Raw genomic sequence first — 25,332 nt, forward strand, 5'->3', positions numbered from 1 at the left:
CAATGGCGCAACCGCTCTAGCCGCGCTTGACCAGCCGCTTGATCTGCGATTTCTCGATGACGCCCGTTGCGATGATGAAGCCGAAATAGACAACCATCGCTGATGCGATCAACGCACCCAATGCCGCCAACCTCGTCAGGAAAACGCCTTCCAGCAGCCACGACGCCAGCAGTGGTTGCACCAGCATAATCAGCGCGGCCATCAACGCGCTCCCGATGGCGATGAAAAGCACCGCTTTCAATGTGCTCGCCTGTGGTCGAAATGAATTGCGCATCCACAACACCGTTGCCAGACCCAACACGTTCACCCAAGCGGAAATCGACGTCGATAACGCGATTGCGACATGGCCGAGCGTTGGGAAAAGAGACAGGCTCAGCACCACATTCACCACAACCATCACGCAAGAAAGGTAGAATGGCGTCTTCATATCTTCGCGGGCAAAGAAGGCTGGCTGGAATACTTTGATCAAAACATAGGCGGGCAAGCCGGAAGCGAAGGCAATGAGCGCGTTGGCTGTCAGTTCGGTCGTCTCGGCGGTGAACGCGCCCCGCTCATAGACCAGTCGTATTATGTCATGTGGCAGCAGCATCAGGCCGACGGCAGCAGGCAAAGTGAGCGCCAGCGCAAATTCCAGCGAACGATTTTGCAGTTTCTCGGCTTCGTCCGGATCTCCTGATTGCAGAGCCCGCGAAAGCTCCGGAAGCAGCACCACACCCACCGCAATGCCGATAATACCCAGCGGCAATTGGTTGAGCCGGTCAGCATAGTTCAGCAGCGCATTGGCCCCGTCCTGCATGGTCGCAATGACCGTGCCGATGAGGATGTTAATTTGCAGCACGCCGCCTGTCAGCAGGCTTGGTCCCATCAGAACCAGCAATCGCTTCACCGGCGCGGTGAGGCGGGGAAACGCTAGCGCAAAACGCATGTTCTCGCGCCGCACACTCCACCAAAGCAGGCCAAACTGTGCGACACCGGATGCAAACACGCCCCAGGCCAGCGTTAGCCCGATCTGCCGCGGCTCCATATCGGCCCAAAGCGCATAGAGCAGGATGGCGACCAAAATGACATTGAGCAGTACGGGCACGATGGCCGCGATGAAATATTTTCGCAGCGAATTCAAAATGCCGGAGAACATCGCCACCAGCGACATGAACAGCAGGTAGGGGAACATGATCATCGTCATTGTGACGGCAAGATCGAATTTCTCTGGCGTGTCGGCGAAGCCCGGCGCAACCACGGTGGCAACCAGATAGGGCATGAACACCAAGGCAAGAGCTGTAAAAACCAGCAGCCACGATGCCAAAACGGCAAACACTTCCTGCCCGAATTTCCGCGCAGCCTCTTCGCCGCCGCCTTCGAGTTCTTTGGCGAACAGCGGCACGAAGGCAATGTTGAAAGCGCCTTCTGCGAACAACCTGCGGAACAGATTGGGAAACCGAAAGCATGTGTAAAACACGTCTGCGACTGGCCCCGCTGCCAGCGCAGATGCCATCAGCGCCTCGCGCAAAAGGCCCAGCACGCGGCTTGCCATCGTTGCGCCGCCAACTGTGGCGAACTTGGCGATCAGCCCCTTTGCCATCAGGCAACAGCTTTCTTGCGCGGTTTTTTGGTTGAAACTGCGGGCGTTTGGTCCAGCATGCTGGTCAGCCGCTCACGGATTTTCTTAATGCGTGTGGGGTTTTCTATCTTCTGGCCGACAAGGTCGGTGATGTAAAAGGTGTCCGTTACCCGCGCGCCGAAGGTGGCAATGTGAGCGGATTTGATGTCGAGGGACATAGCGGTAATTTCGCCCGTCAAATCGGAAAGCAATCCAGCCCGATCGCGGCAGACGACTTCAAGAACGGTGAACTGGTTTGACAACGTGTTGTCGAGCGTCACTTCCACCGGCACAGAAAATGCCTGTACACGCCTGCGCAGCGGAGCAGGTCGCTTCATAACTTCCGGCATGTAAATTTCGCCGGTCAACACCTGCCTGATTAGATCGCCTATACGATCACCGCGGCGCTTCTCGTCGTTAGGGTCGTCAAAACCGCGGCTCAAAAGAATGGTATCCAGCGCTCGCCCATCACGCATTGTGAAGATTTGAGCATCGACGATGTTCGCCCCGATTGACGCGCAACACCCTGTGATAATCGACAGCAAATTGGGGTGATCGGCGGTGAGAATATCGATAGCGGTCATGGCTTCGAATTCGTGCGGAATGGTGTTGATAGCGAAAAAATTTCCGTTGAGGTCGTTTTCGCGGATGAAGTTCGCATGGCGCACTTGATGCTCAAGCGGGGTATTCAGCAGATAGTTGTCATAGTGCAGCCCTATCACGCGCTTTCGCTCGGCCTCCTCCCAATCGGTCAATCGAGCGCTGAGTTGTTCGCGCATTTCCAACACCCGCTGCTTACGTGGTGCGGCTGTGAACCCGCCGGTAAGGCGCGGCTCGGACTCGTAGTAAAGCGTCCGCAAAAGCTGACCTTTCCAGCCGTTCCAGACGCCCGGCCCAACCGCTTTGATATCGCATACCGTTAGCACCAATAGCGCTTTCAATCGGTCCAGCGATTGTACGGTGGTTGTGAAATCAGAGATTGTCTTCGGATCACCCAAGTCTCGCGATTGCGAGACATAAGACATGACCAAATGCTGCTCTACCAGCCACGCAACAAACTCGGTCTGTGCCGCGTCCAGCCCAAGGCGGGGGCACAACTTGCGGGCAACTTTCGCGCCGGCAATCGAATGGTCTTCCGGCCTTCCCTTGGCGATGTCGTGCATCAACAGAGCGACGTAAAGCTCAACCCGATGATCAAACGTGCCCATGATTTCATTAGCAAGCGGATGCTCCTCGCCCAACTCGCCTTTTTCGATTTCCGACAAGATACCGATGGAGCGCAGCAGGTGCTCATCGACGGTAAAGTGGTGATACATATTGAACTGCATCATGGCGACGATCTTGCCGAAGTCAGGAATGAAACGACCAAGCACACCTGTCTCATTCATCTTGCGCAACACCCGCTCAGGCGTTTGACGAGATGTCAAAACGGCGAGAAAGTCTGCATTTGCCTCCGGGTCGTTGCGCAATGCTTTGGTAATCAGCCTTGAAGACCGTGAAAGCAGGTGCATTGCGTCTGGGTGAAACAAAAACCCGTTTTCTTCCGCCAACCGGAATATCTTCAAAATCTGATTGGGGTCGCGTTTGAAAACCTTGTCATCAATCGGCGTAATGCGGTTGTTGACGACGAGAAATTGGTCCGTTCCCTTGATTTTCTTTTGCCGCCGCTTGCCGGTTAGCGTGTTCCATACTCCGGTGAAGGACGAAGCCTGTTTCGCCTGTTCATCTTCAAGTTTGGAACAAAGTATTCGGGTCAGGTCGCCCACATCTTTAGCCACTAGAAAATAGTGCTTCATGAAGCGCTCAACCGCGCTCATGCCGGGATGGTCCTGATAGCCTAGACGCGCTGCGAGATCGGGCTGGAGATCGAACGAAATACGTTCTTCCGCCCGACCCGTCAGAAAATGCAGATGGCATCGAACCGCCCAAAGAAAGTCCTGCGCCTTGGTGAAGCGACGAAACTCTGCCTTTGAGAAAACCTGCGCCTTTTTTAACTCAATCTGCGTTGGCAGCCGGTAGTAATATTTGGCGATCCAAAACAGCGTGTGCAGATCTCGCTGCCCGCCTTTGCCGTCCTTAATGTTTGGCTCCACCATATAGCGCGAACGCCCAACCTTTTCGTGGCGTGAATCCCGTTCGGCCAGCTTGGCGGCGATGAATTCCGGCGCAGTCTTGGCCACAATATCTTTGTCGAAGCGCTCTACTAGTTCCTCGAAAAGCGGCTCGTGCCCCCAAAGAAAACGCGCTTCCAGAATGGAGGTGCGGATGGTCATGTCTTCGCGCGAAAGGCGGATACAATCGTCCACCGATCGCGTCGCGTGGCCGACCTTAAAGCCCATGTCCCAAAGCATGTAGAGGATGTATTCAACGATGCTTTCCACCAAGGCCGTCTTTTTGTACGGCAGCACGAACAGCAGATCGATGTCCGAACCCGGTGCCAGCGAACCGCGCCCGTAGCCGCCAACGGCCGTAACAGCCATGCGCTCACCTTCTGATAGATTGGGAACGCGGAATACGTGCGTTACAGCGAAATCGTAAATCACTCTGATGAGATCGTCCTGCGCCCGAGAAAGACGGTGGGCGCACTCCCACCCCTGACCATCCTCAATCAAAAGTGCTTCAGCCTTCGCGCGGGCGCTTTTTGATGTGGCTTTAAGATGCGCCAAAACCTCGCGGCGCACGTCCGAAGACGAACCATCGTGGCCGGAAGCTTCGGTGAGAGCCGTCAAATCACGGCGCAATTGGTCCGCGTCAATGAGATGGTTTTGCAAAGGATCAATCGTCGCCATGGCGCCGTTCTACGCCAGCGGCAACGCATGTTCCAGTAGCTTTGAGTTTTACTTCACGAGCTTACGCTTCGTTGTTGTCTTCCTCACGCCCGGCCTCAGCCTCCGCTGCCGCCAACTCTTCTTCGGTTGGCTCCGGGTTCACGTCTTCCCACTTTGGCCCGCCCTTGGCGACGCCTACCATTGCAGGGCGCAGCACTCGGTCTGCGATCATGTAACCTTCGGCGACGACCTGACCAACGGAGTTATTCGGCAGATCGGGATTTGGCATTTCAAACATCGCCTGGTGGATGTTTGGGTCGAACTTCTCGCCTTCGGGGTTGAACTTCTTCACGCCATTGGCTTCCAGCGCACGCAGCATTTCGCGCTCGGTCATTTCCACGCCCTCGATCAGCGCCTTGAATTCCTCGGAGCCTTCCGTGCGCTTTTCGACGGGAATGGCCTGAATGGCTCGTGCGAGGTTGTCGGAGACGTTCAGCATATCGCGGGCAAAGTTTGACACAGCATAAACGCGTGTGTCCTTCACCTCTTTGGCGGTTCGGCGACGCATGTTCTCCATCTCGGCCACTGCGCGAAGTGCTTTGTCTTTCAACTCTTCGTTCTCAGCGCGAAGATTATCGAGCAGTTTCAGCACCATTTCCGGATTGCTGCCAATGTTCTTGGCACGAGCGGAGTCGTCCAGTTCTTCTTCCGCGTCGGCAGCGTCAAGTTCAGCCTGCTCTTCAGCAGCCATACGCTCTTCGTCTGCTTCCAGATCGTCAAAAAAGGCGTCTTCGTCGTTTCTGCCGGTCATGGTTGTCTCTCGTGTTCAGCGCTGACAAATATCACGCGCCGCATATCAGTGTTTGGGTTTGAAAAATCAAGGCTTCAGCCAAGAATCCGGCTCACAACCTGCGCGGTATAATCGACCATAGGCACGATGCGTCCATAGTTGAGGCGGGTCGGGCCTATCACACCGACCGCACCAACAATGCGCTGGTTGGAATCGCGGTAGGGCGCAACGACTACTGAAGAGCCGGAAAGCGAGAACAGTTTGTTCTCCGACCCGATGAAGACTTTCACGCCTTCACCTTCTTCTGCGAGGTCCAGCAATTGCATCAAACCCTGTTTGGTCTCCAGCTCATCGAACAATCGCCGAAGGCGGTCCATGTCTTCCTTGGCTTCCAGATTGTCGATCAGGTTGGAGCGTCCGCGCACGATAAGTTGCGGCATGGCGTTGCTTTCCGCTCCTGCCCAAACGGCAAGCCCCTGTTCCACCAAGGTTGCGGCCACGCTGTCCAATTCACCCTTTGCCGATTTAAGTTGCTGCGCAATGGCAGCGCGTGCTTCGGAAATCGTGCGTCCGGCAATGTGGGCGTTGAGATAGTTCGAAGCCTCAATCAGCGTCGACGCGCTTAAACCAGGAGGCAGATCGACAATGCGATTTTCGACAGTCTCGTTTTCGCCGACAATCACAACCAAAGCCTTAGTGGCCTCCAGCCGCACGAATTCGATGTGTTTCAGCCGAACGTCACTTTTGCCTGCAATCACCAATCCAGCGCCGGCTGTCAGCCCCGAAAGCAACTGGCTGGCCTCTGTCAGCACAGAATCCACAGTGCGGCTTTGGGCTGCGGCTTTGACCTGAGTTTCGATGCCCTTACGCTCGCTTGCGGTCAGATTACCGACCTCCATGAACCCGTCGACAAAATACCGCAGTCCCACTTCCGTTGGCAGACGACCGGCAGATATATGGGGTGCGTAGATCAAGCCCAAATGTTCAAGATCGGACATAACGTTGCGAATTGTCGCGGGTGAAAGCGACATTTCCAACTGCCGCGCCAAATTTCGCGAGCCAAGCGGCTCACCCCTGTCGAGATATGTCTCTACGATACGCCGGAAGATCGCTCGGGAGCGATCATCCAGTGTTTCGACGGGTATGCCGCTGTTGGGAGTGTTTGAAAGGACATTCATGAGCGCAATATACAAACTCCGCTGCGGCTTCCGCAACTGAATTTCAATGTCGCACTGCATTGCATCGCAGCCATGCGAGCGCTACCAACCGCTTCAATCATCTGTTGAGAGAAATTTTCCATGCGACCATCCAAACGTGCCCCCGACGAAATGCGTGCCGTCTCCATCGAACGCGGCTTTTCCAAACACGCCGAGGGCTCCTGCCTGATCAAATTTGGTGACACCCACGTTCTTTGCACCGCCTCGCTGGAAGAGCGTGTGCCACCGTGGTTGCGCGGCGCTGGTAAAGGCTGGGTCACGGCTGAATACGGCATGTTGCCCCGTTCTACAGGCTCGCGGATGCGCCGTGAGGCGTCTTCTGGCAAGCAATCGGGCCGCACGCAGGAAATTCAGCGTCTGATCGGTCGTTCGCTTCGCGCTGTTGTCGATATGGAAGCCTTGGGCGAACGCCAGATTTCACTCGATTGCGATGTGATCCAGGCCGATGGCGGCACACGCACAGCCTCGATCACGGGAGCCTATATTGCACTGAAGGAATGTCTCGATTGGATGCAGGCCCGCTCAATGGTCGGCGGAAATGTGCTTAAGGACAACGTCGCGGCCATTTCCTGCGGAATCTACGAGGGCACGCCTGTTCTTGATCTTGACTACGACGAGGATTCCGAGGCCGAAACAGATGCGAATTTCGTGATGACCGGCTCCGGCGGCATCGTGGAAATTCAAGGCACGGCCGAAGCTGATCCATTCACCGAAGAGCAGTTTTCCGAACTAATGCGCTTGGCCAAAAAGGGCATCAAGGAGCTCGTCGATCTCCAGAACCTGTCCGCCTGAGGAACCCGTACCGTGCGCAAACTGGAAACCCGTGAGATCATTGTCGCCACGCACAATGACGGCAAGCTGCGCGAAATCCGCCAGCTTCTGGAGCCTTACGGCTTCAAGATCACGTCAGCAGGCGAACAAGACCTGCCGGAGCCAGAAGAAAACGGCACCACGTTTGAAGAAAACGCTTTCACCAAAGCGTGGGCCGCTGCCTCGGCCACTGGCATGGTCGCGCTCTCCGATGACAGCGGCCTGAGTGTTGATACGCTTGGTGGCGCGCCGGGTGTCTACACTGCGGATTGGGCGGAAAAGGACGATGGTTCGGGCCGCGATTTCATGATGGCGATGGAAAAGGTTGAAGCCGCGCTTGCGGAGAAAGCGGCCACCAAACCCGCCGAACGCAAAGCGCAGTTCAATGCGGTTCTGTGCTTGTGCTGGCCCGATGGCCATGCGGAATATTTTAAGGGCATCGCGCCGGGTGTTCTCGTATGGCCCCCACGGGGGGACGATGGTTTCGGCTACGATCCGGTTTTTCTGCCAGACGGCCACAAGCGCACATTTGGTGAAATGACAGCGGAAGAAAAACACTCCTGGACACCGGGCCAAAAGGAAGAGCCTCTGTCCCACCGCGCCCGCGCCTTCGCCAAACTTGCCAATGCCCTTCTGCCCGACACGTTGCCGTCATGAGCGCGATTAACGGCGATGATGGCACGCCCGGTTTCGGCATTTACGTCCATTGGCCGTTTTGTGCCGCCAAATGCCCCTATTGCGACTTCAATTCCCATGTCCGGCACAAGCCGATCAACCAGAGCGATTATGCCGACGCTTTCGAGCGCGAAATCGCTCATATGGCGGCGCGGCAACCGGGCAAGAGCGTCACCAGCGTGTTCTTCGGCGGCGGCACGCCATCACTGATGGAGCCGGAGACGGTTGACCGCGTGTTGAAGGCCATTCGCGGCGCTTGGACGGTTGAGGGCGACATAGAAATTACGCTTGAAGCCAACCCAACCAGTGTCGATGCAGCGCGCTTTGAGGGCTACCGCAAGGCTGGCGTGAACCGCGTCTCCCTGGGTGTGCAATCGCTGGACGATGAGCAATTGAAATTCCTCGGTCGCCTGCACAGTGCTGACGAAGCCCGCAAGGCGATCCGCCTCGCCCGCGATCTGTTTCCGCGCATGTCGTTTGATCTTATCTATGCACGGCCCAGCCAAACAGCCGAGGGTTGGCAGCGCGAACTGGAAGAAGCGATTGAACTTTCCGCCGATCACCTGTCGCTCTATCAACTGACCATCGAGCAGGGCACGCCGTTCTACGATCTGCACAAGCGCGGAAAACTATCCGTGCCGGATGCCGACCGTGCCGCCGATCTTTACGAACTGACACAGGACATCACAGAAGCCCACGGCCTGCCGTCTTATGAGATCTCGAATCACGCCAAGCCCGGCTATGAAAGCCGCCACAACCTCACCTATTGGCGCTTTGGCACCTGGGCAGGCATCGGCCCCGGCGCTCACGGTCGGCTGGACATGAACGATGGCCGCCACGCGCTTTCCAACGAGCGCAACCCCGAAAAATGGCTGGAGCGGGTGTCCGAACACGGCCACGGGGCGATTGCGGACGATCTATTGGAACACGAAGATGTGGGCGACGAATATCTGCTCATGGGCCTTCGGCTCAAAGAAGGATTGGACCTTGGCCGATACGAGGATTTCGCGGGTCACTATCTCGATGGTGGCCGCATCGCTGATCTGATCGAATACGGCATGATCGAACCCATGCCCGGCGACCGCATCCGCGCCACGCCGCAAGGCGCGCTGGTGCTCGATGCCGTTATCGCCGATCTGGCGGGATAGGCGGCAAGCGCGATGGCTCCATCTTTCACCATCCGCTCACAGGTCTTTTCCGCGCCCGCTCTGCCGCCAGCGCTCTATCTGGTTTCAACCCCTATCGGTAATCTCGGCGACATCACCATTCGCGCATTGGAAACGCTCGCCGCCTGTGATGTGATCGCCTGCGAAGACACCCGCACCAGTGGCGTTTTGCTGTCACGCTATGGCATTGACCGCCCCAAAATTTCCTACACCGAACACAATGCCGACGCCCGTGGCGCTGAATTGCTGCGCCGCATTGAGAGCGGCGAAAGCGTCGCCTTGATTTCCGATGCCGGCACGCCGCTGGTCAGCGATCCGGGGTTCCGGCTGGTGCGGGAAGCTGCAGAGCATGGCATCACCGTCGTTCCCATTCCGGGAGCAAACGCGCCAGTGACAGGCCTTGTCGGCAGCGGTCTGTCGGCCGCATCGTTCTGTTTCGCAGGCTTCCTGCCGCCCAAATCGAAGGCCCGCCAGAAGGCATTCGAGCAATGCCTGAACACGTCCACAACGACCTTGTTTTTCGAAGCTCCGACCCGCATCGCTTCTGCCCTGAAAGACGCTGTCGCCACTTTGGGCGAAGACCGGCCCGCCTGCGTGGCGCGGGAATTGACCAAAATGCACGAAACGTTCCACCGCGGGACGCTCGCGGAACTGGCCGATGAATTCGCCGCGATGGAGCGCGTGCGCGGTGAAATCGTGCTCATCATCGAAGGCGCAGAAGCGCAAGAAGCGAGCGGAGCGGATATCGACGAACTTCTGATCGAGGCTCTCGCAACCATGAAAACCAAGGACGCCGCCAACCACGTTGCCGCCCAGACAGGACAATCCAAGCAGGAAATCTACCGCCGCGCCTTGGCGCTAAAGGGTGGTGGCGATGCTTGAGAAAAAGCAGGCCGCCTACAAACGCGGCGTCGTGGCCGAAGACCAAGCCGCCCGTTTCCTGAGTTCGCACGGCTGGGAAATACTGGAGACGCGCTACAAGACCAAAGCGGGTGAGGTTGATCTCATCGCGCTCAAAGACAGTTTGGTGATCTTCGTTGAAGTCAAAGCCCGCGCCAATACAGTCTCGGCGCTCGAAAGCGTTTCTGCAAAATCGAAAGCGCGGATCAAGGCCGCCGGTCAGGGATGGCTGTTGCAGCAAGAAGACCACGCAAGGCTTTCATGGCGCTGCGATCTCATAGCTATCGTACCGAACGAACCGCCCGTTCACATCGAAGGCGCGTGGTAGGGGAAGGCGCGTGGTAGAGGCTTCCAATTGCGCTCGCTCCTTTCTACATAGGCACAAACGATCAAACGAAAGCCGAAAGCATGGCGCTGCGCGTTGCGGTCCAGATGGACCATATTTCCTCCATTGATATTGGTGGTGATTCCACCTTCGCCCTGATGCTGGAAGCGCAGGCGCGGGGGCATCATCTTTTCCACTACGAGGTGCAAGACCTCTCCATGCGCGATGGCGAGGTGTTCGCATGGGGCGAGGATGTGAAAGTCTCCGACACCAAGGGCAAGCACTTCGAAATGGGCGAGCGCCAACGCGTTGATCTGCGCGATGTTGACGTCGTGCTGATGCGCCAGGATCCGCCGTTTCACATGGGATACATCACCGCCACCCATTTGCTGGAGCGCGTGCACCCCGATACGCTGGTCGCCAACAACCCAGCAGAAGTGCGCAACGCGCCGGAAAAGATTTTCGTCACCGAATTTCCCGATCTGATGCCCGAAACGCTGATCACCCGCTCGCGCACGGAAATCCGCAAGTTCCGCGATGAATATAAAGACATCATCATCAAGCCGCTTTACGGCAATGGCGGCGCAGGCGTTTTCCGGATCCAGCCGGGTGACCAGAACCTCTCGTCGCTGCTGGAAATGTTTGAAATGACGTGGCCCGAGCCGTTCATCGCTCAGCGCTACATGAAAGAGGTCCGTGCCGGTGATAAGCGCATCATCCTGATTGACGGCGAGCCCGTCGGCGCGATCAACCGCGTGCCGGGCGAAGACGAAGCCCGCTCCAACATGCATGTGGGCGGCCGCGCGGAGGCCGTTGCCATCACCGACCGCGAGCGTGAAATCTGCGCCGCCATCGGCCCGGAGCTAAAGCGCCGCGGCTTTATCTTCGTCGGCATTGATGTGATCGGCGACTACATGACCGAAATCAACGTCACATCCCCCACCGGCATCCGCGAAGTGAAGAAATTCGGTGGCGCAGACATCGCCGCATTGTTCTGGGACGCGGTGGAAGCCAAACGCGCCTAGCGCGGGGCGATCATACCCACCAGCTCAAGTTCCCCGTCTACTACACGCACCATGATGATTTCACCGGAGCGGGGCACCACGTTGGTTAGTGCGGTGATGTTGACCTGATGGGTGACCAGCATTGCGGTTGTGCCAGCGGGCAGGGCTTTGAGCTTCTCAAGAGTCTCGCGCGTCTGTTCCGGCTCACGCGACCGATTGCCGAAAAAGCTATTGAGTGACGGCCAGTCCTGAGGCTCGCCTAAATCCAGCAACTGCGCCGTCTCGCGGCAGCGGCACCATTGGGATGTGGCGACCAGATCAATTTCCACACCCGCATCGCGCAGCATCTTACCCGTCGCGCGCGCCTGTTCGCGTCCGGCGTCCGAAAGATTTCGCTGGGTGGAGCAATCGTTGAGCGTGAAATTGGATGGGTCACCGCCACCCGGCGCGATGGCGTGGCGCATGAGCAGGATCACCCCATCCTGCTTGGCAAGATCAAGGCTGTTGGCGTGGGCAAACGTGCTGAACAGCAGCGCGAAAAACAAAGTGAGTATTTTCATAAGTTGTTGTTTGCCTGCATCGACGATTTTAGGCGAGATGGCACCTTGTCACCCTTTCCAAGAGGCGATGACCGCTCCCAACGTCACCAACAGTGCCGCCGCTGCCACATGCCATGTGAAAGCGCCAAATCCGGCCAACAGCAGCGCGATGGTGGAAAGCACCGGCGCGGCATAGCTGGCGGAGCCAAGCAGCTGGATGTTGCCGCGCTTCACCCCGATATCCCAAATGTAAAATGCTAGACCCACCGGCCCCAGTCCCAGCCCCAAAGTCGCCATCCACTGCAAGGGCGTCGTTGGCCATTGCGTCGTTTCCAGCCCGAAATGAGCAAACGTTGCGAGCACTGCTGCGACCGCGCAAAAGCCGGTCACCGCCGCGCTCGGCACTTCTGCAAAACGCCGTGAAAGCACCGAATAAGAAGACCACGTGAGCGCACAAGCCGCCGCCATTGCGTAGCCGAATGTATGCGCCGGATCGAGCGCGAGGCCTGCGCCCTTCGTCACGATGAGATAAGCGCCAGAAAGCCCGACCAAACCGCCGATTACATGCCGCGTCAACAGCCGCTCCCCCGGCAACAGGGCTGAGAACAGAATGATAAGCAGTGGCCAAAGATAAGCAATCAAACCTGCTTCCACCGGCGGCGCGTTGCGCAGGGCTGTGAAGTAGAAAAAGTGATAGCCGAACAGGCCGCCCACACCGAGCAACCACACCGGCCAAGGCTGGCGCAGAGGCGCAAACCCCGCACCCGACTGCACCAGCGCCACCGCGCCGATTATTGTCGCTATCGCGAAACAGATGGCGGTCAATTGGAACGGCGGAACATCGCCACTCATCGCCGTAAGAAGAGCCAGAAGTGACCACAGCAAAATTGCCCCAATGCCGAACAGGGTTGCGCGCAATTCGCTCATGTTGGGGCGCCTTGATTCACATCGCCGATGGCATACCGCAGAAGGAACTTTATGCACACTGGCAAATTTGTTCTATTTTTGTTCTTGACGAATTGAAATCCATGCATCTAGCATAGGCGTAGCAAAGCTGCGCAGTGTGGCTGGCAGAAAGTAACGTCATGGTTTCGCGTTGTAAGACAATCGCCTTTTCAGGCATCCAGGCCATTCCCGTGGATGTGCAGGTCATGCTCAGTCCTGGCGAGGTGAAAATGTCGATCGTCGGTCTGGCTGACAAAGCGGTGGCTGAGAGCCGCGAACGGGTGCGCTCGGCGCTCCACGCATCGGGTCTGTCAATGCCGACGCAGCGCGTCACGGTCAATCTGGCTCCGGCCGATCTGCCGAAAGAAGGCTCGCACTACGATCTGCCGATTGCACTGGCGTTGATGGCCGCAATGGGGGCGATACCAGGCGATGCGCTCGAAGGTTATGTCGTGATGGGCGAGTTGGGGCTCGACGGCACGATTGCGCCCGTTGCAGGGGCCTTACCCGCCGCCATCGGCGCCAATGCGCTGGGCAAGGGCCTCATTTGCCCCGCCGCATCTGGGCCGGAAGCGGCTTGGGCGGGGCCAGACATGGACATTCTCGCTCCCCGTTCGCTGATCGGCATGGCCAATCACTTCAAGGGCACGCAAGTCCTCTCCCGCCCCATCGCCAAAGTGCGCGATGGCAACGGCGGCTTGGGCGATATGGCAGACATTCGCGGGCAGGAGACGGCCAAACGGGCGCTGGAAGTTGCAGCAGCCGGTGGCCACAACATGCTGATGATCGGCCCGCCCGGCTCCGGCAAGAGCCTTTTGGCCAGCCGTCTACCCGGCATCCTGCCGCCTCTCAGCCCGAAGGAATTGTTGGAAGTCTCAATGATTTCATCCATCGCTGGCCTGCTGGCGGACGGTCAATTGTCGTCTGCGCGCCCCTTCCGAACACCACATCATTCGGCTTCAATGGCGGCGATGGTTGGCGGTGGGTTGAAGGCCAAACCCGGTGAAGTCTCTCTTGCCCACAATGGTGTGCTGTTTCTCGACGAATTGCCCGAATTTACCCCCCAAGTGCTCGACAGTTTGCGCCAACCGTTAGAAACGGCGGAAACTGTGATCGCCCGCGCCAATCACCGTGTGTCTTATCCGTCGCGTTTGCAACTGATCGCCGCCATGAATCCCTGCCGCTGCGGCATGGCGGGAGAGCCGGGTCACCAGTGTCGCCGTGGAGTGCGTTGCGCGAGCGACTACCAGGGCCGCATTTCCGGCCCTCTGCTGGACCGCATCGACCTGCGCATTGAAGTGCCAGCTGTTGCCGCCAGCGACCTCATTCGCCCGCAACCGGGCGAGGCGAGTGCATCCATTGCCGAGCGCGTGGCGCGTGCCCGTGCCATACAGGTTGAACGTTACGCTGCTTTCGGCAGCAATGCTGTTACCAACGCTCATGCCTCCAACACGATTATCGAGGAAATTGCCAAGCCGGATGCTGCCGGGCAGGCCCTGCTGGAAGAAGCTGCCGATGCGCTCAAATTTTCTGCGCGGGGCTATCACCGCATGTTGAAAGTGGCGCGAACACTGGCAGACCTGGAAGGCGTGAAAACCGTGGGCCGCATCCATCTGGCCGAAGCCATATCCTACCGCATGGCGGGTGATCGGGCGATGCAGGCGGCGTGACCAAATTCGAACGATTACGGTAAGCATTTGCAAGGCATTTGCCCCTAGTTTGGGCTCATGGTTAACGAGAACCCAAACCGTCGCCACATGCGTTCAATTGAACGCAAAGCGAATGCGGAAACCGACTGTGCCGGTATCGCTCCGACACGGATGGCTGTCGGTGGGTGTTTGGGTGTTGCTGTTGCATCTGCCGCTGCACTCGTCTTGCCAACGTTTGTAACTGTTGGCCTTGGCAGCGGTGCGTTCGGCGGCGCAGTCACTTTGCATTTTCTCGCCCGCCGCCGTGCCAAGTTGCTGTCCAGCGTCGCTGCTTCCGAAGCCGATCTGCGCACAGCGCTCGCACAAGCCAACAGCGCTAGCGCTGCGCAGTCAAAATTCGTTGCTATGGTCAGCCACGAAATCCGCACTCCGCTGAACGGAGTTCTCGGCATGGCACAATTACTGAAGGAAACGTCGCTCGATCCCGCACAAGCCGACTACGTAAAAGCCATCGACACATCGGGCCGCGCTCTTCTTGGCCTTATTGAGGACCTGCTCGACAGCGCTCGCATTGAGGCGGGCCAGTTCGAGCTAAAACCGAGCGCCTGCAACATCCTTCAAATTGTAGAAGACGTTGCGGATATTATTGCCCCTCGTGCGCGGGCAAAGGGTGTTGATATTGCCACCTATGTGAGCGCGAAAGTACCAAAAGAGGTCATGCTAGACGCCGCCCGCTTGCGCCAAGTGTTGCTGAACATAGCAGGCAATGCCGCAAAATTCACCGCCTCGGGCGGGATGGCGATTTCTGCAACTGTGCAGGAAAACAGTCTGCAGTTTGCCATCGAAGACACAGGCTCTGGACTTAATGCTGAAGACCAAGCCCAAATTTTCGATGAATTCATGCAGGTTTCCAGTGGCCACACCCGCTCCCACGAAGGCGCAGGCCTTGGCTTGTCAATTTCCCGCCAACTGGTCCGGGCGATGAATGGCGATGACCAAGCGGCCATCACCCTGGAAAGTGCGCCCGAAAAGGGCTCGCGTTTTTCATTCTCGTTGCCAATTGTGAAGGCTTCAAACGACAAAGTTTCCAGCCCATCACAAATAAAGGAAACCGTATCTCTTTTGCTTGCGAAAACACCGGCTCGAACCGCATTGGCTCAAACTCTGCAAGAACTTGGCTTGCGCGTGACAAACAATTTAAAGGATGCCGCGCCCACTGTAATCATCGCCGATGAAACCATCGACGTGCCACCTGAGTTGGCATCCACCGATGTTCCTGTCTACTGGCTCGGCAGCCCAGGTCAGCGCCAGAACGCAGGCGTACAAGGGGGCCTCACTCGCAATTGGCTCACATGGCCAGTGCGGCGCGAAACGTTGGAGCGTTTGGTGTCGCACGATCTGAAGTCTGCTCCCAAAAAAGAGCAAGCGCTGCCCGTCCCTCAAATCAAGCCTAAGAAAGCACTGTCGGTTTTGGTGGCTGAAGACAATCCGATCAACGCGCTGCTCGTCACTGCGCTGCTGGGCAAAATGGGTCATCACGTGGTTCGCGTGGAAACTGGACGGCAAGCCGTGAATGCCATTCAAACCGGGCGCGGTCCGTTTGACCTTGTCTTGATGGACCTTCACATGCCCGAAATGGACGGCACCGAAGCCATCCGCCGCATCCGTCGATGGGAGAAGCAAAACGGCCAGCAGCGCTTGCCCATCGTTGTTCTATCGGCAGATGGCCAGGAAAGCGCTCGCGAGGACGCTTTGGCCGCTGGCGGTAGCGCATTTTTGTTAAAGCCTCTCGATATTGACGCTGTTCGTGCTCTGCTAAAAGGCAACGCTCTTGCCGCATGAGGCACTGCAACGGCTTGCAAAACCGACACAATCCTGTGATTTGAATATGCCGTGACCAACGGTGCGCTTGAGGAGCAGCGGATCATGCAAACGGCGCAATCTACAAAATCAAAACCGCAGGCACCCGCCTCCCAAGGTTATGAACCGCACCGGATAATTGGCCGCTTGGGCGCACTTGACGTGCGCTTGGCAGTTTCGCCCGAAGAGGTAGAGGCTGCACAGAAGCTGCGCTATCAGGTATTTTTCGAAGATATGGGTGCTAAGCCCAGCGAAACGGCACAAGCTTCAGGGCTCGATCAAGATGCCTTTGATGATCACTGCGAACACCTGCTGGTTATTGATCGCGAAGCTGAATACAACCACGGAATTGTCGGCACATACCGATTGCTCGACAGTAGCAAGATGTGTGCATCGCTCGGCTTTTATTCGCAGAATGAATTTGACCTGACCCCGCTGTTATCGGCTCGGCCCGGCCAACGTTTTCTCGAACTTGGCCGTTCATGCATCGCAGAAAGCCATCGTTCGCGCCGCACAATGGAGCTTGCATGGCACGGTGTGTGGAGCTTGGTGGTCGAGCGTAAAATCGACGTCATGTTCGGTTGCGCCTCTTTCAATGGCACTGATCCGCAGAGCCATGCCGAGTGCTTCTCGCTGTTAGGCGAGACGGCATTGATTGACCCGCAGCAAGACTGCCCGCCGCGACATGCAGCCGCCTTTGCTCTGCAACAGTCGACATCCAGCGGGTCTATAGACCGTCGCGCGTTCGCCAAGCTACCACCTTTGCTCAAAGGCTATCTTCGCCTTGGCGCAAAGGTCGCTTCTCATGCGGTGATTGACCGGCAATTCGGCACGACAGATGTGCTCATTGTTTTGGACGTCGCCAAAATCTCGCAAAAATACATTGACCACTACGGCGCGCAGGCCTCGCGCTTTGCCGTGCCGGTGGAACAAGCGTTGAAGCGTTAAGTCTTCGCTTTGCGATGCGGGGGCCACGCTGATAGGGTCCTGCCAGTTTTCCAAGCCTGTGTAGCTGCGTAAATTCCATGTCCGCACCGACGCCAATGATGGCGCAATATATCGAGATCAAGGCAGCCAATCCCGATTCGCTCCTGTTTTATCGCATGGGCGACTTTTACGAGTTGTTTTTCGGCGATGCGGAGATCGCCTCGCGGGCGCTTGGAATCACGCTTACCAAGCGCGGCAAGCACATGGAGCAAGACATTCCCATGTGCGGCGTGCCTGTTCATGCGGCTGATGATTACCTTCAAAGACTAATCGGGTTGGGCCACCGTGTTGCCGTGTGTGAACAGGTGGAAGACCCGGCTGAGGCCAAGAAGCGTGGCTCGAAATCGGTGGTTAAGCGCGATGTTGTGCGCCTGGTCACCCCCGGCACAATAACGGAAGAACGTTTATTGGACGCAGGGCAGGCCAGCGTGCTTGCAGCGCTTGCCCGTGTTCGCGGCAGCGATGGCGACGACTACGCAATCGCCGCAATCGATATTTCCACAGGCGCGTTTCATCTCACTTCCACAAACGCCTCGCGTCTGTCAGCAGACCTTGCCCGCATAGCACCGCGCGAATTGATTATGGCCGACACGGTGTTTGAGGATGGTGATATGCGCTCTGTTTTCGAGATGCTCGATTGTGCCATCCAACCACAACCGGCTAGCATGTTTGATAGTGTTCGCGCAGCGGAGAATTTGCAGCGCTTTTATGGTGTTAAAACGCTCGATGGTTTCGGCCAGTTCAACCGCGCTGAACTGGCTGCCGCGAACGGTGCCATTGCCTATATCGAAAAAACCCAGATCGGTGAGCGCCCCGCCTTGATGCGTCCCAGCCGTGAACAGGCCGATCGCCTTGTCTATATCGACGCCGCCACCCGTACTAATCTCGAACTCACCCAAACCCTTTCCGGCCACCGTGATGGCAGCTTGCTGAAAGCGATGGACCGCACGGTTAGTGGTCTCGGCGCACGCTTGCTGGCCGAGCGATTGACCGGGCCGTTGACCGATGCCGATCAAATCGGAAAGCGCCTTGATGAAGTGTCGTTTTTTCTCGGTCAGGACCGTCTTCGTGACGATGTGCGGAGCGTGCTCAAAGGCTTGGCAGATATGCCGCGTGCCCTTTCACGGCTGGCGCTCAACCGCGGAGGGCCACGTGATCTGGCTGCTATCCGCATTGGGCTTGAAGGCGCTCAAATGTGCGCTGATCTGTTCAAAACTCTCAATGATCCGCTTCCGGAAAATACGGCCCGCGATGTCGCGTTGTTACAGGACAAGCCGCTTGAACTCTCCGACCTTCTAACCTGCGCCCTGGCCGAGGACTTGCCGCTGCTTGCGCGTGACGGTGGCTTCGTTTGTGATGGTTATGATGCTGATCTGGACGAGCAGCGCGGCTTAAGCCGTGAGAGCCGGAAGGTTATCGCAGGGCTGCAATCGGCTTATGCGGAGGAAACCGGCGTCAAATCGTTGAAGATCCGTCACAACAACGTTCTTGGGTTTTTCATCGAAGTGACTGCGCTGAACGCAGAACCTCTGCAGGCCGATTTGCAACGCTTTCGCCACCGTCAGACCATGGCCAACGCGATGCGGTTTACAACAGACGAGCTTGCGGAACTCGAAAGCAAGATAGCCAACGCAGCCGGACGCGCATTGCAGATCGAGCTAGGGCATTTCACGACCATGCAGAAGGCCGTGCTAGATCACGCCTCACCCCTGCAAGCCATTGCAGCAGCACTCGCTCGCCTTGATGTTGCGGCGGCAATGGCGGAGCTTGCTGAGGAACAGGGCTATGCACGACCAACGGTCGACGCCTCGCTTGAGTTCTCCATCACTGCCGGGCGGCATCCTGTGGTGGAACAGGCGCTTCGTAAACAAGCGGCCAATCCCTTCGTTGCAAACGACTGTGCTATCGGTGGAAACGAAGGCTGCATCTGGCTTCTAACCGGCCCAAATATGGGCGGTAAATCCACCTTCCTGCGCCAAAACGCACTCATTGCCATCATGGCGCAAATGGGTTCGTTCGTGCCTGCGGGTGCCGCTCACATCGGTGTTGTCGACCGACTGTTTTCCCGCGTGGGTGCGGCAGACGATCTGGCGCGTGGCCGCTCTACCTTCATGGTGGAAATGGTGGAAACAGCCGCAATCCTCAATCAAGCGGGCGAACGGTCTCTGGTCATATTGGATGAAATTGGTCGCGGCACAGCCACTTTTGATGGACTGTCGATTGCGTGGGCCGCGATTGAACATCTGCACGCCGTCAACAAAAGCCGCACGCTTTTTGCAACCCATTATCACGAACTCACCGCGCTATCGGCAAAACTGGAGCGGCTGTCTAACGTCACCCTTTCGGTGAAGGAGTGGGACGGCGATGTGGTCTTCCTGCACGAAATAATCGAGGGCAGCGCTGATCGATCCTATGGCATCCAAGTGGCGCGCCTCGCTGGATTGCCCGATGCCGTCATTTCACGCGCCCGTGCTGTGCTGGACCAGTTGGAAAGCCAAAACCGCGAGCGGGGCACAGACACTCTCATCGATGATCTGCCGCTGTTCTCTGCAACGCCGCAAGCGCCTGCGCAATCCAGCAAAGCATCGCAAATCGAGGAAAAACTGTCATCTCTGCATATTGACGATATGACCCCGCGTGATGCGATGGAAGCGCTCTACGCACTCAAGCAGATGTTGGGCAGCAAGCCATGACCTTGCTCGCCATCGACACTTCCGGCCCGTTTTGCAGCGCCGCTCTCGTCTCGCTTTCTGGTGAAAGGCTTGCAGACATCAGCGAGGAAATAGGGCGAGGCCATGCGGAACGCCTCATGCCGATGCTGGAAGAAGTGTTGCGGGAGGTGGGCAAAGTTTGGGCCGATGTAGAGCGCATAGCGGTCGTGCGCGGCCCAGGTTCCTTCACCGGCTTACGCGTGGGTCTAGCCGCTGCGCGAGGGCTGGCACTTGCCTGCAACATTCCAGCCCAAGGCGTCACAGCCTTTGAAGCGCTTGCGTTTTATGATGGTGGTGTGGGGACTATCGCACTCGATGCGCGTCGAGGTGAAGTGTGGTTCCAGAAATTTGCAGAAGGACTACCAGTCAGCGAGCCAATGGCGCTCAGCGTGAGTGATTGCCTTGCGCAATTGGAAAGCGGTGAACGCGTCATTGGATCGGGCGCACCAATTCTAATTGACTCTGGCGCGAAAATTGATGTCGTGAGCCACATTCCATCACCGCCGATTCTTGCCGTCGCCAATGCTGCTTTGGTTGCGCAGGAAATCATCGAAGCCAACCCCCTCTACCTACGCGCACCGGATGCCAAGCCGCAGACGCCGCTTGCGCAAAACGGAGCGAAGTAATGTTTGGCCGCCGCGAAGTGGATGTGATGATCTTGCCCGGATCGGTCGATAACATCGCTGAACTCGCCCATCTGCACCAAGAGGGTTTCCGTCGTGGCTGGACCGAGGATGAAATGATCGCGTTGATGGAAAAGCCGGAAAACATCTTCCTTGTGGCAAAAGTTGTTGGCAAGCCGAAGCTGCCCATCGTTGGCTTTAACATCATGCGAGAAACCGCTGAGGAAGCCGAAATTCTCTCCATAGCGGTTGATCCCGCGTGGCGGGGGCGGGATATCGGCGAACGTCTTATGCGAGAGGCAATCAATCGTTTGTTGGCCGATAGGGTGCCTGCCTTGCTGCTGGAAGTTGACGAAAACAATCTTGGCGCTGTGCGGCTTTACGAGAAACTTGGTTTCAAACAGGTCGGCTCGCGTCCGGGTTATTATCGCGCAGTTGATCCGGTTGCTGGTTCCGTGCAGCGCTCGTCCGCGCTTGTCATGCGGCTGGACCTTGGCTAGATCACACCCAAATTGGGCGCGGTGATGGAGCGGACAGGCCATGTCACTTGAGCAAGAGTGCATCGACAAAGGCATGCGGATGACGGATCAGCGCCGCACGATCGCGCGCGTTCTGGAAACATCCGAAGACCACCCCGATACAGAAGAACTCTACCGTCGCGCATCTCAAATCGATCCGAAAATCTCAATCTCAACCGTCTACCGCACGGTTGCCTTGTTTGAAGAGGCAGGCATTATCGAGCGGGTGGAATTCCGCGATGGACGCGCGCGCTACGAGACGCTGCCTGAGCGCCACCATGATCACCTCATCGACATGAAGACGGGTGACGTGATCGAGTTTCGCAACGAACAGATCGAAGCGCTGCAGGAAGTGATCGCGCGAGAACTTGGGTTCAAGCTTGTGGATCACCGGCTTGAGCTCTACGGCGTGCCGCTTTCAGCAGACGAAAAAGCTGCCGCAAAGTCGAAGAAATAAGTGTTATCGCGCATCAGGCTCGTTCTGGTTTTGCTAGCAGCTGTTGCGCTGGTTGTCCTGTTGCTGCCGTTCCAGATCATGGGCCTGTTAGGCGTAACGCCCCTAGCGCGGCACGTTCCGGTTGTTTTCCACCGCTGCCTTGCATGGCTTTTTGGCGTGTGTGTGCGGGTGGAGGGCAAAGCGGAGACGCAACGGCCTTTGATGCTGATATCAAACCATGTCAGCTGGCTGGATATCGTGGTGCTCTCTACCATCGCCCCTGTTTCCTTTGTTGCCAAAGCTGAAATGAAGAATTGGCCCGTCTTTGGCCAATTGGCCCAATTGCAGCGCACAATCTTTATCAAGCGTGAGTCCCGACGCACTGTCGGCCACCAGGCGAACGATATTGCCAGCAGGTTGAAACAAGACGATGTGATCATCCTTTTCCCCGAGGGCACCACATCGGACGGCCACGGCCTTTATCCGTTCAAAACCCCGTTGTTTGAAGCTGCCCGTTTTGCGCTTGTCGAAGGCGAAATGGAGAGCGCTGCTGTCCAACCCGTAGCCCTAGACTATCAGCGCCTCCATGGCATGCCGATTGGGCGGCAATGGCGTCAACACGTGGCGTGGCCCGGCGAAATCGGATTGATCGAGAGCATCGTGCCAATTATCAAAAGTGGCGGATTGGATGTAACGGTGCATTTCATGCCACCAATATTGTTGACTGCTGAAAGCAACCGAAAGGTGGTGGCTGAGCAGGCTCGTGCGGCAATTCGCTCTGCGCTTGCAGGGCGAACGCTCGACTCGCACACGTGATTTGGCGTATGGGACGGGCGAAATAACCAGCGTGCGGATCAGACCAGAACAAAGATGACTGCGAACAGCGAAAACACGGGCAAGAAGGTCTTTATCAAGACTTGGGGCTGTCAGATGAACGTCTATGATTCCACGCGTATGCAAGACGCGCTGGAACAAGACGGCTATTCGGCCACCTCCGTGATCGAAGACGCTGATCTTGTCCTGCTCAACACTTGCCACATTCGTGAACGCGCAGCCGAGAAGGTTTATTCCCACCTCGGCCGCATCAGAAAGCTGAAGGAAGACCGCGCCGGAACCGACCGTCCGATGACTGTTGGTGTGACTGGCTGTGTTGCCCAAGCCGAGGGCCGCGAAATCATCGCCCGTGAGCGCTCGGTCGATTTGGTTGTCGGCCCGCAGACTTACCACCAATTGCCGGAAATTCTGGCCCGTTCCAAAACCGATGGCCCGCAAGTGGCAACCGAATATGCGGTGGAAGACAAATTCGAGCACATGCCTGCTGCTCAGAAAAAGCAAGTGCAGGCGCGTGGTGTCACAGCGTTTCTGACGGTGCAGGAAGGCTGCGATAAATTCTGCACCTTCTGCGTTGTGCCTTACACACGCGGCATGGAGGTTTCTCGCCCCCGTCAGCAGATCCTCGATGAAGCCCGTTCACTGGTCGATGCCGGCGTTCGCGAAATCACTTTGCTCGGCCAGAACGTCAACGCATGGCATGGCGAGACGCCCTCTGGCGCCGCTATGGGTTTGGGCCACTTGCTGCACGAACTCGCCGCTGTGCAGGGTATCGAGCGATTGCGGTACGTTACCAGCCATCCCTGCGACATGAGCGATGACCTCATCGAAGCTCACCGCGATCTTGACGTGCTGATGCCTTATTTGCATCTGCCGGTTCAGGCAGGGTCTGACAAGATCCTTAAAGCGATGAACCGGAAACACACCGCTGCTGAATACCTTGATATCATCGCGCGGGTTCGTGAAGTGCGGCCTGACATCGCGATTTCTGGTGACATGATCGTGGGCTTTCCCGGCGAGACCGACGAAGATTTTGAAGCCACGATGGAGATCGTGGGTCGCACGAACTACGCTCAGTGTTACTCGTTCAAATATTCCAAGCGTCCCGGAACGCCGGGCGCGGAGATGGACGGTCAGGTGGATGAAGCTGTGAAGACCGAAAGGTTGGCTCAGCTGCAAGCCCTGCTTGGCGAGCAACAAGAGGCATTTAACCGCTCACGCATCGGCAAAACCATGTCTGTATTGCTTGAAAAACCGGGTAAACATGCTGATCAACTGATCGGTCGTTCGCCTTGGCTTCAATCTGTCATCGTGCCGTCGTCTATTGGTCGCATTGGCGATATTGTGGACGTGACCATCACTGACGCCGCCCCCAACAGCCTGACGGGTGAAAGCGCCCGACAGGCCGCCTAGTTTTTGGAGAACCGCTTGGCACCGAACCAACTTCCAGACTTCATCGCCCGCGAGCCACAGAGAGGCAACGCTGATAGAAGCACAAGCGACAACGGTACCATCACCGTAAAATTTGAAGACAATAATTTGGCGAGAGAACTGTTCGGTCAGTTCGACGAACACTTGGCGATAATTGAGCGTGATTTGCATCTTGACGCGGTAGCGCGAGGCAATTCCGTGATTCTAACGGGTTCCAATGTAGCAACCGACCAGGCTCGCCGCGTGCTGGAAACGTTGCACACACGATTGGAAGATGGCGACTCAGTTGATGTGGGTGATGTGGAAGGGGCAATCCGCCACGCCATCGCTTCCGATGCGCAAATGACTCTGCCAACGATGGAGAAAAAGGGCAATCGAGCCCAAGCCGCCATCTCCACTGCCAAGCGTACCGTCCATGCACGCACAGCGACCCAAGACGCCTATATTCGCGCGATGGAAAAGGCAGAGTTGGTCTTTGGCACCGGCCCCGCTGGTACTGGCAAGACTTATCTCGCCGTCGCCTATGCCGCTTCGCTGTTGGAGCGCGGTGCGGTAGACCGCATCATCCTTTCGCGTCCTGCCGTGGAAGCAGGCGAGCGGCTTGGCTTTCTGCCCGGTGACATGAAAGAGAAAGTCGATCCCTATTTGCGCCCGCTCTACGACGCGCTTTACGACATGATGCCCGGCGACAAGGTGGAACGAGCGATCACATCCGGCATCATCGAAATCGCGCCGCTTGCCTTCATGCGGGGCCGCACGCTTGCCCATTCGGCCGTTATTCTGGATGAAGCGCAGAACACAACATCTATGCAGATGAAGATGTTTCTCACACGCCTGGGTGAAGGCTCAAAGATGATCGTCACCGGCGACCCGAGCCAAATCGATCTGCCACCTGGCCAAGTCTCCGGTCTGGTGGAAGCGCTCGATCTGCTGCAACCGATTGAAGGCGTCATTCCAATCGCGTTCTCTTCGAAAGACGTTGTCCGTCATCGGTTGGTCGCGGCCATCGTCGAAGCCTACGACGAGGCAGGGCGAGAAAAATCCGAACGCCTGCGTGGTGGGTTTTGATCGTTTTGGTCGGTATAGACATTACCATCGAAGCGGGTGAGTGGGATGAGCAACCCAGGCTTCATGAGCAGGCACGACAAGCAATCGAGGCTGCTATAGCAGAGGTTGGTGTTGCATTGCCGAAAGGCACCGAGGTCAGCGTTGTCTTTGGCAATGATGCGATGGTGAAAGAGTTGAACCGCGATTGGCGCGACAAGGACAAGCCCACGAATGTGCTGTCCTTTGCTGCCAATGATGGACTTGCCCCGCCTGATTGGTCGCCCTTATTGGGTGATATTGTGCTGGCGCAAGAGACGATTGTTCGTGAAGCAAAAGAGCAGGGCAAAGCCGTAGAGGCGCACCTTACCCACCTTATTGTGCACGGGTTCCTGCATCTGTTGGGTTATGACCACGAAAACGACGATGAAGCCGACACGATGGAGCAGATCGAAACACGGGCGTTGGCGCGTCTTGGCATTGCCGATCCGTATCAGGATACCTAA

23 protein-coding genes are annotated in these 25,332 nt (G+C 57.1%); 17 read left to right on the top strand and 6 right to left on the bottom strand.

Annotation, left to right across the window (positions count from 1 at the left end; all coding sequences use genetic code 11):
- Nucleotides 1-16: 16 nt before the first annotated feature.
- The 4 genes from murJ to hrcA all read right to left on the bottom strand — a co-directional run bounded on the left by murJ (nt 17) and on the right by hrcA (nt 6,333).
- Entirely contained in the window at nt 17-1,579 is a 1,563-nt protein-coding gene (gene murJ, locus ACFQ14_RS10980; RefSeq protein ID WP_377212773.1) for a murein biosynthesis integral membrane protein MurJ, read from the bottom strand.
- On the bottom strand, nt 1,579-4,386 hold the full coding sequence (locus ACFQ14_RS10985) for a [protein-PII] uridylyltransferase (RefSeq protein WP_377212774.1): 2,808 nt from the start codon (nt 4,384-4,386) through the stop codon (nt 1,579-1,581). The genes murJ and ACFQ14_RS10985 overlap by 1 nt, the downstream gene beginning before the upstream one ends.
- A 61-nt stretch (nt 4,387-4,447) precedes the next feature.
- A complete protein-coding gene (gene grpE / locus ACFQ14_RS10990; protein ID WP_377212957.1) occupies nt 4,448-5,116 on the bottom strand; it encodes a nucleotide exchange factor GrpE in 669 nt (222 codons plus the stop codon).
- Between the two features lie 134 nt (nt 5,117-5,250).
- Nucleotides 5,251-6,333 (bottom strand): heat-inducible transcriptional repressor HrcA, encoded by a 1,083-nt coding sequence (gene hrcA / locus ACFQ14_RS10995; protein WP_377212775.1) that lies wholly within the window; start codon nt 6,331-6,333, stop codon nt 5,251-5,253.
- 120 nt (nt 6,334-6,453) lie between these two features.
- On the opposite strand from hrcA, the gene rph reads away from it, so the two are divergent.
- The 6 genes from rph (at nt 6,454) to gshB (ending at nt 11,273) form a co-directional block, all read left to right on the top strand.
- Entirely contained in the window at nt 6,454-7,164 is a 711-nt protein-coding gene (rph, locus tag ACFQ14_RS11000) for a ribonuclease PH (RefSeq protein ID WP_377212776.1), read from the top strand.
- Between the two features lie 12 nt (nt 7,165-7,176).
- Nucleotides 7,177-7,839 (top strand): RdgB/HAM1 family non-canonical purine NTP pyrophosphatase, encoded by a 663-nt coding sequence (rdgB, locus tag ACFQ14_RS11005; RefSeq protein ID WP_377212777.1) that lies wholly within the window; start codon nt 7,177-7,179, stop codon nt 7,837-7,839.
- Nucleotides 7,836-9,005 (top strand): radical SAM family heme chaperone HemW, encoded by a 1,170-nt coding sequence (gene hemW, locus ACFQ14_RS11010; protein WP_377212778.1) that lies wholly within the window; start codon nt 7,836-7,838, stop codon nt 9,003-9,005. The genes rdgB and hemW overlap by 4 nt, the downstream gene beginning before the upstream one ends.
- Before the next feature lie 12 nt (nt 9,006-9,017).
- Nucleotides 9,018-9,905, top strand: coding sequence for a 16S rRNA (cytidine(1402)-2'-O)-methyltransferase (gene rsmI, locus ACFQ14_RS11015; RefSeq protein WP_377212779.1), 888 nt, complete (start codon nt 9,018-9,020; stop codon nt 9,903-9,905).
- Nucleotides 9,898-10,251, top strand: coding sequence for a YraN family protein (locus ACFQ14_RS11020; protein WP_377212780.1), 354 nt, complete (start codon nt 9,898-9,900; stop codon nt 10,249-10,251). The genes rsmI and ACFQ14_RS11020 overlap by 8 nt, the downstream gene beginning before the upstream one ends.
- A gap of 80 nt (nt 10,252-10,331) precedes the next feature.
- Nucleotides 10,332-11,273, top strand: coding sequence for a glutathione synthase (gene gshB / locus ACFQ14_RS11025; protein ID WP_377212781.1), 942 nt, complete (start codon nt 10,332-10,334; stop codon nt 11,271-11,273).
- Here gshB and ACFQ14_RS11030 read toward each other — a convergent pair.
- Together ACFQ14_RS11030 and yddG are read right to left on the bottom strand one after the other, a co-directional pair.
- Nucleotides 11,270-11,812: a histidine phosphatase family protein gene (locus ACFQ14_RS11030; RefSeq protein ID WP_377212782.1), complete on the bottom strand. Its 543-nt coding sequence runs from the start codon at nt 11,810-11,812 to the stop codon at nt 11,270-11,272. The two genes, gshB and ACFQ14_RS11030, sit on opposite strands and share 4 nt — an antisense overlap.
- A 48-nt stretch (nt 11,813-11,860) precedes the next feature.
- Complete coding sequence (yddG, locus tag ACFQ14_RS11035) at nt 11,861-12,718, bottom strand: aromatic amino acid exporter YddG (RefSeq protein ID WP_377212783.1); 858 nt, start codon at nt 12,716-12,718, stop codon at nt 11,861-11,863.
- Between the two features lie 158 nt (nt 12,719-12,876).
- On the opposite strand from yddG, the gene ACFQ14_RS11040 reads away from it, so the two are divergent.
- From ACFQ14_RS11040 to ybeY, 11 genes are all read left to right on the top strand, one after another.
- The gene (locus ACFQ14_RS11040; protein ID WP_377212784.1) at nt 12,877-14,406 is read left to right on the top strand and encodes a YifB family Mg chelatase-like AAA ATPase; all 1,530 of its coding nucleotides are present in this window, start codon (nt 12,877-12,879) and stop codon (nt 14,404-14,406) included.
- Between the two features lie 57 nt (nt 14,407-14,463).
- Nucleotides 14,464-16,227, top strand: coding sequence for an ATP-binding protein (locus ACFQ14_RS11045; protein WP_377212785.1), 1,764 nt, complete (start codon nt 14,464-14,466; stop codon nt 16,225-16,227).
- 84 nt (nt 16,228-16,311) lie between these two features.
- On the top strand, nt 16,312-17,193 hold the full coding sequence (locus ACFQ14_RS11050; protein ID WP_377212786.1) for a GNAT family N-acetyltransferase: 882 nt from the start codon (nt 16,312-16,314) through the stop codon (nt 17,191-17,193).
- Between the two features lie 77 nt (nt 17,194-17,270).
- The gene (gene mutS, locus ACFQ14_RS11055) at nt 17,271-19,925 is read left to right on the top strand and encodes a DNA mismatch repair protein MutS (protein ID WP_377212787.1); all 2,655 of its coding nucleotides are present in this window, start codon (nt 17,271-17,273) and stop codon (nt 19,923-19,925) included.
- Entirely contained in the window at nt 19,922-20,569 is a 648-nt protein-coding gene (gene tsaB / locus ACFQ14_RS11060) for a tRNA (adenosine(37)-N6)-threonylcarbamoyltransferase complex dimerization subunit type 1 TsaB (RefSeq protein WP_377212788.1), read from the top strand. Before mutS ends, tsaB begins: the two co-directional genes overlap by 4 nt.
- On the top strand, nt 20,569-21,066 hold the full coding sequence (gene rimI, locus ACFQ14_RS11065) for a ribosomal protein S18-alanine N-acetyltransferase (protein ID WP_377212789.1): 498 nt from the start codon (nt 20,569-20,571) through the stop codon (nt 21,064-21,066). The genes tsaB and rimI overlap by 1 nt, the downstream gene beginning before the upstream one ends.
- A 40-nt stretch (nt 21,067-21,106) precedes the next feature.
- Entirely contained in the window at nt 21,107-21,541 is a 435-nt protein-coding gene (locus ACFQ14_RS11070; protein WP_377212790.1) for a Fur family transcriptional regulator, read from the top strand.
- The gene (locus ACFQ14_RS11075) at nt 21,542-22,336 is read left to right on the top strand and encodes a lysophospholipid acyltransferase family protein (protein WP_377212791.1); all 795 of its coding nucleotides are present in this window, start codon (nt 21,542-21,544) and stop codon (nt 22,334-22,336) included.
- Between the two features lie 54 nt (nt 22,337-22,390).
- Entirely contained in the window at nt 22,391-23,764 is a 1,374-nt protein-coding gene (miaB, locus tag ACFQ14_RS11080; RefSeq protein ID WP_377212792.1) for a tRNA (N6-isopentenyl adenosine(37)-C2)-methylthiotransferase MiaB, read from the top strand.
- A 42-nt stretch (nt 23,765-23,806) separates the two neighbouring features.
- The gene (locus ACFQ14_RS11085; RefSeq protein WP_377212958.1) at nt 23,807-24,850 is read left to right on the top strand and encodes a PhoH family protein; all 1,044 of its coding nucleotides are present in this window, start codon (nt 23,807-23,809) and stop codon (nt 24,848-24,850) included.
- On the top strand, nt 24,847-25,332 hold the full coding sequence (gene ybeY, locus ACFQ14_RS11090) for an rRNA maturation RNase YbeY (protein ID WP_377212793.1): 486 nt from the start codon (nt 24,847-24,849) through the stop codon (nt 25,330-25,332). The genes ACFQ14_RS11085 and ybeY overlap by 4 nt, the downstream gene beginning before the upstream one ends.

Origin of the sequence: Pseudahrensia aquimaris (genome assembly GCF_042676045.1) — a bacterium.
Classification (GTDB): Bacteria; Pseudomonadota; Alphaproteobacteria; order Rhizobiales; family Rhizobiaceae; genus Pseudahrensia; species Pseudahrensia aquimaris.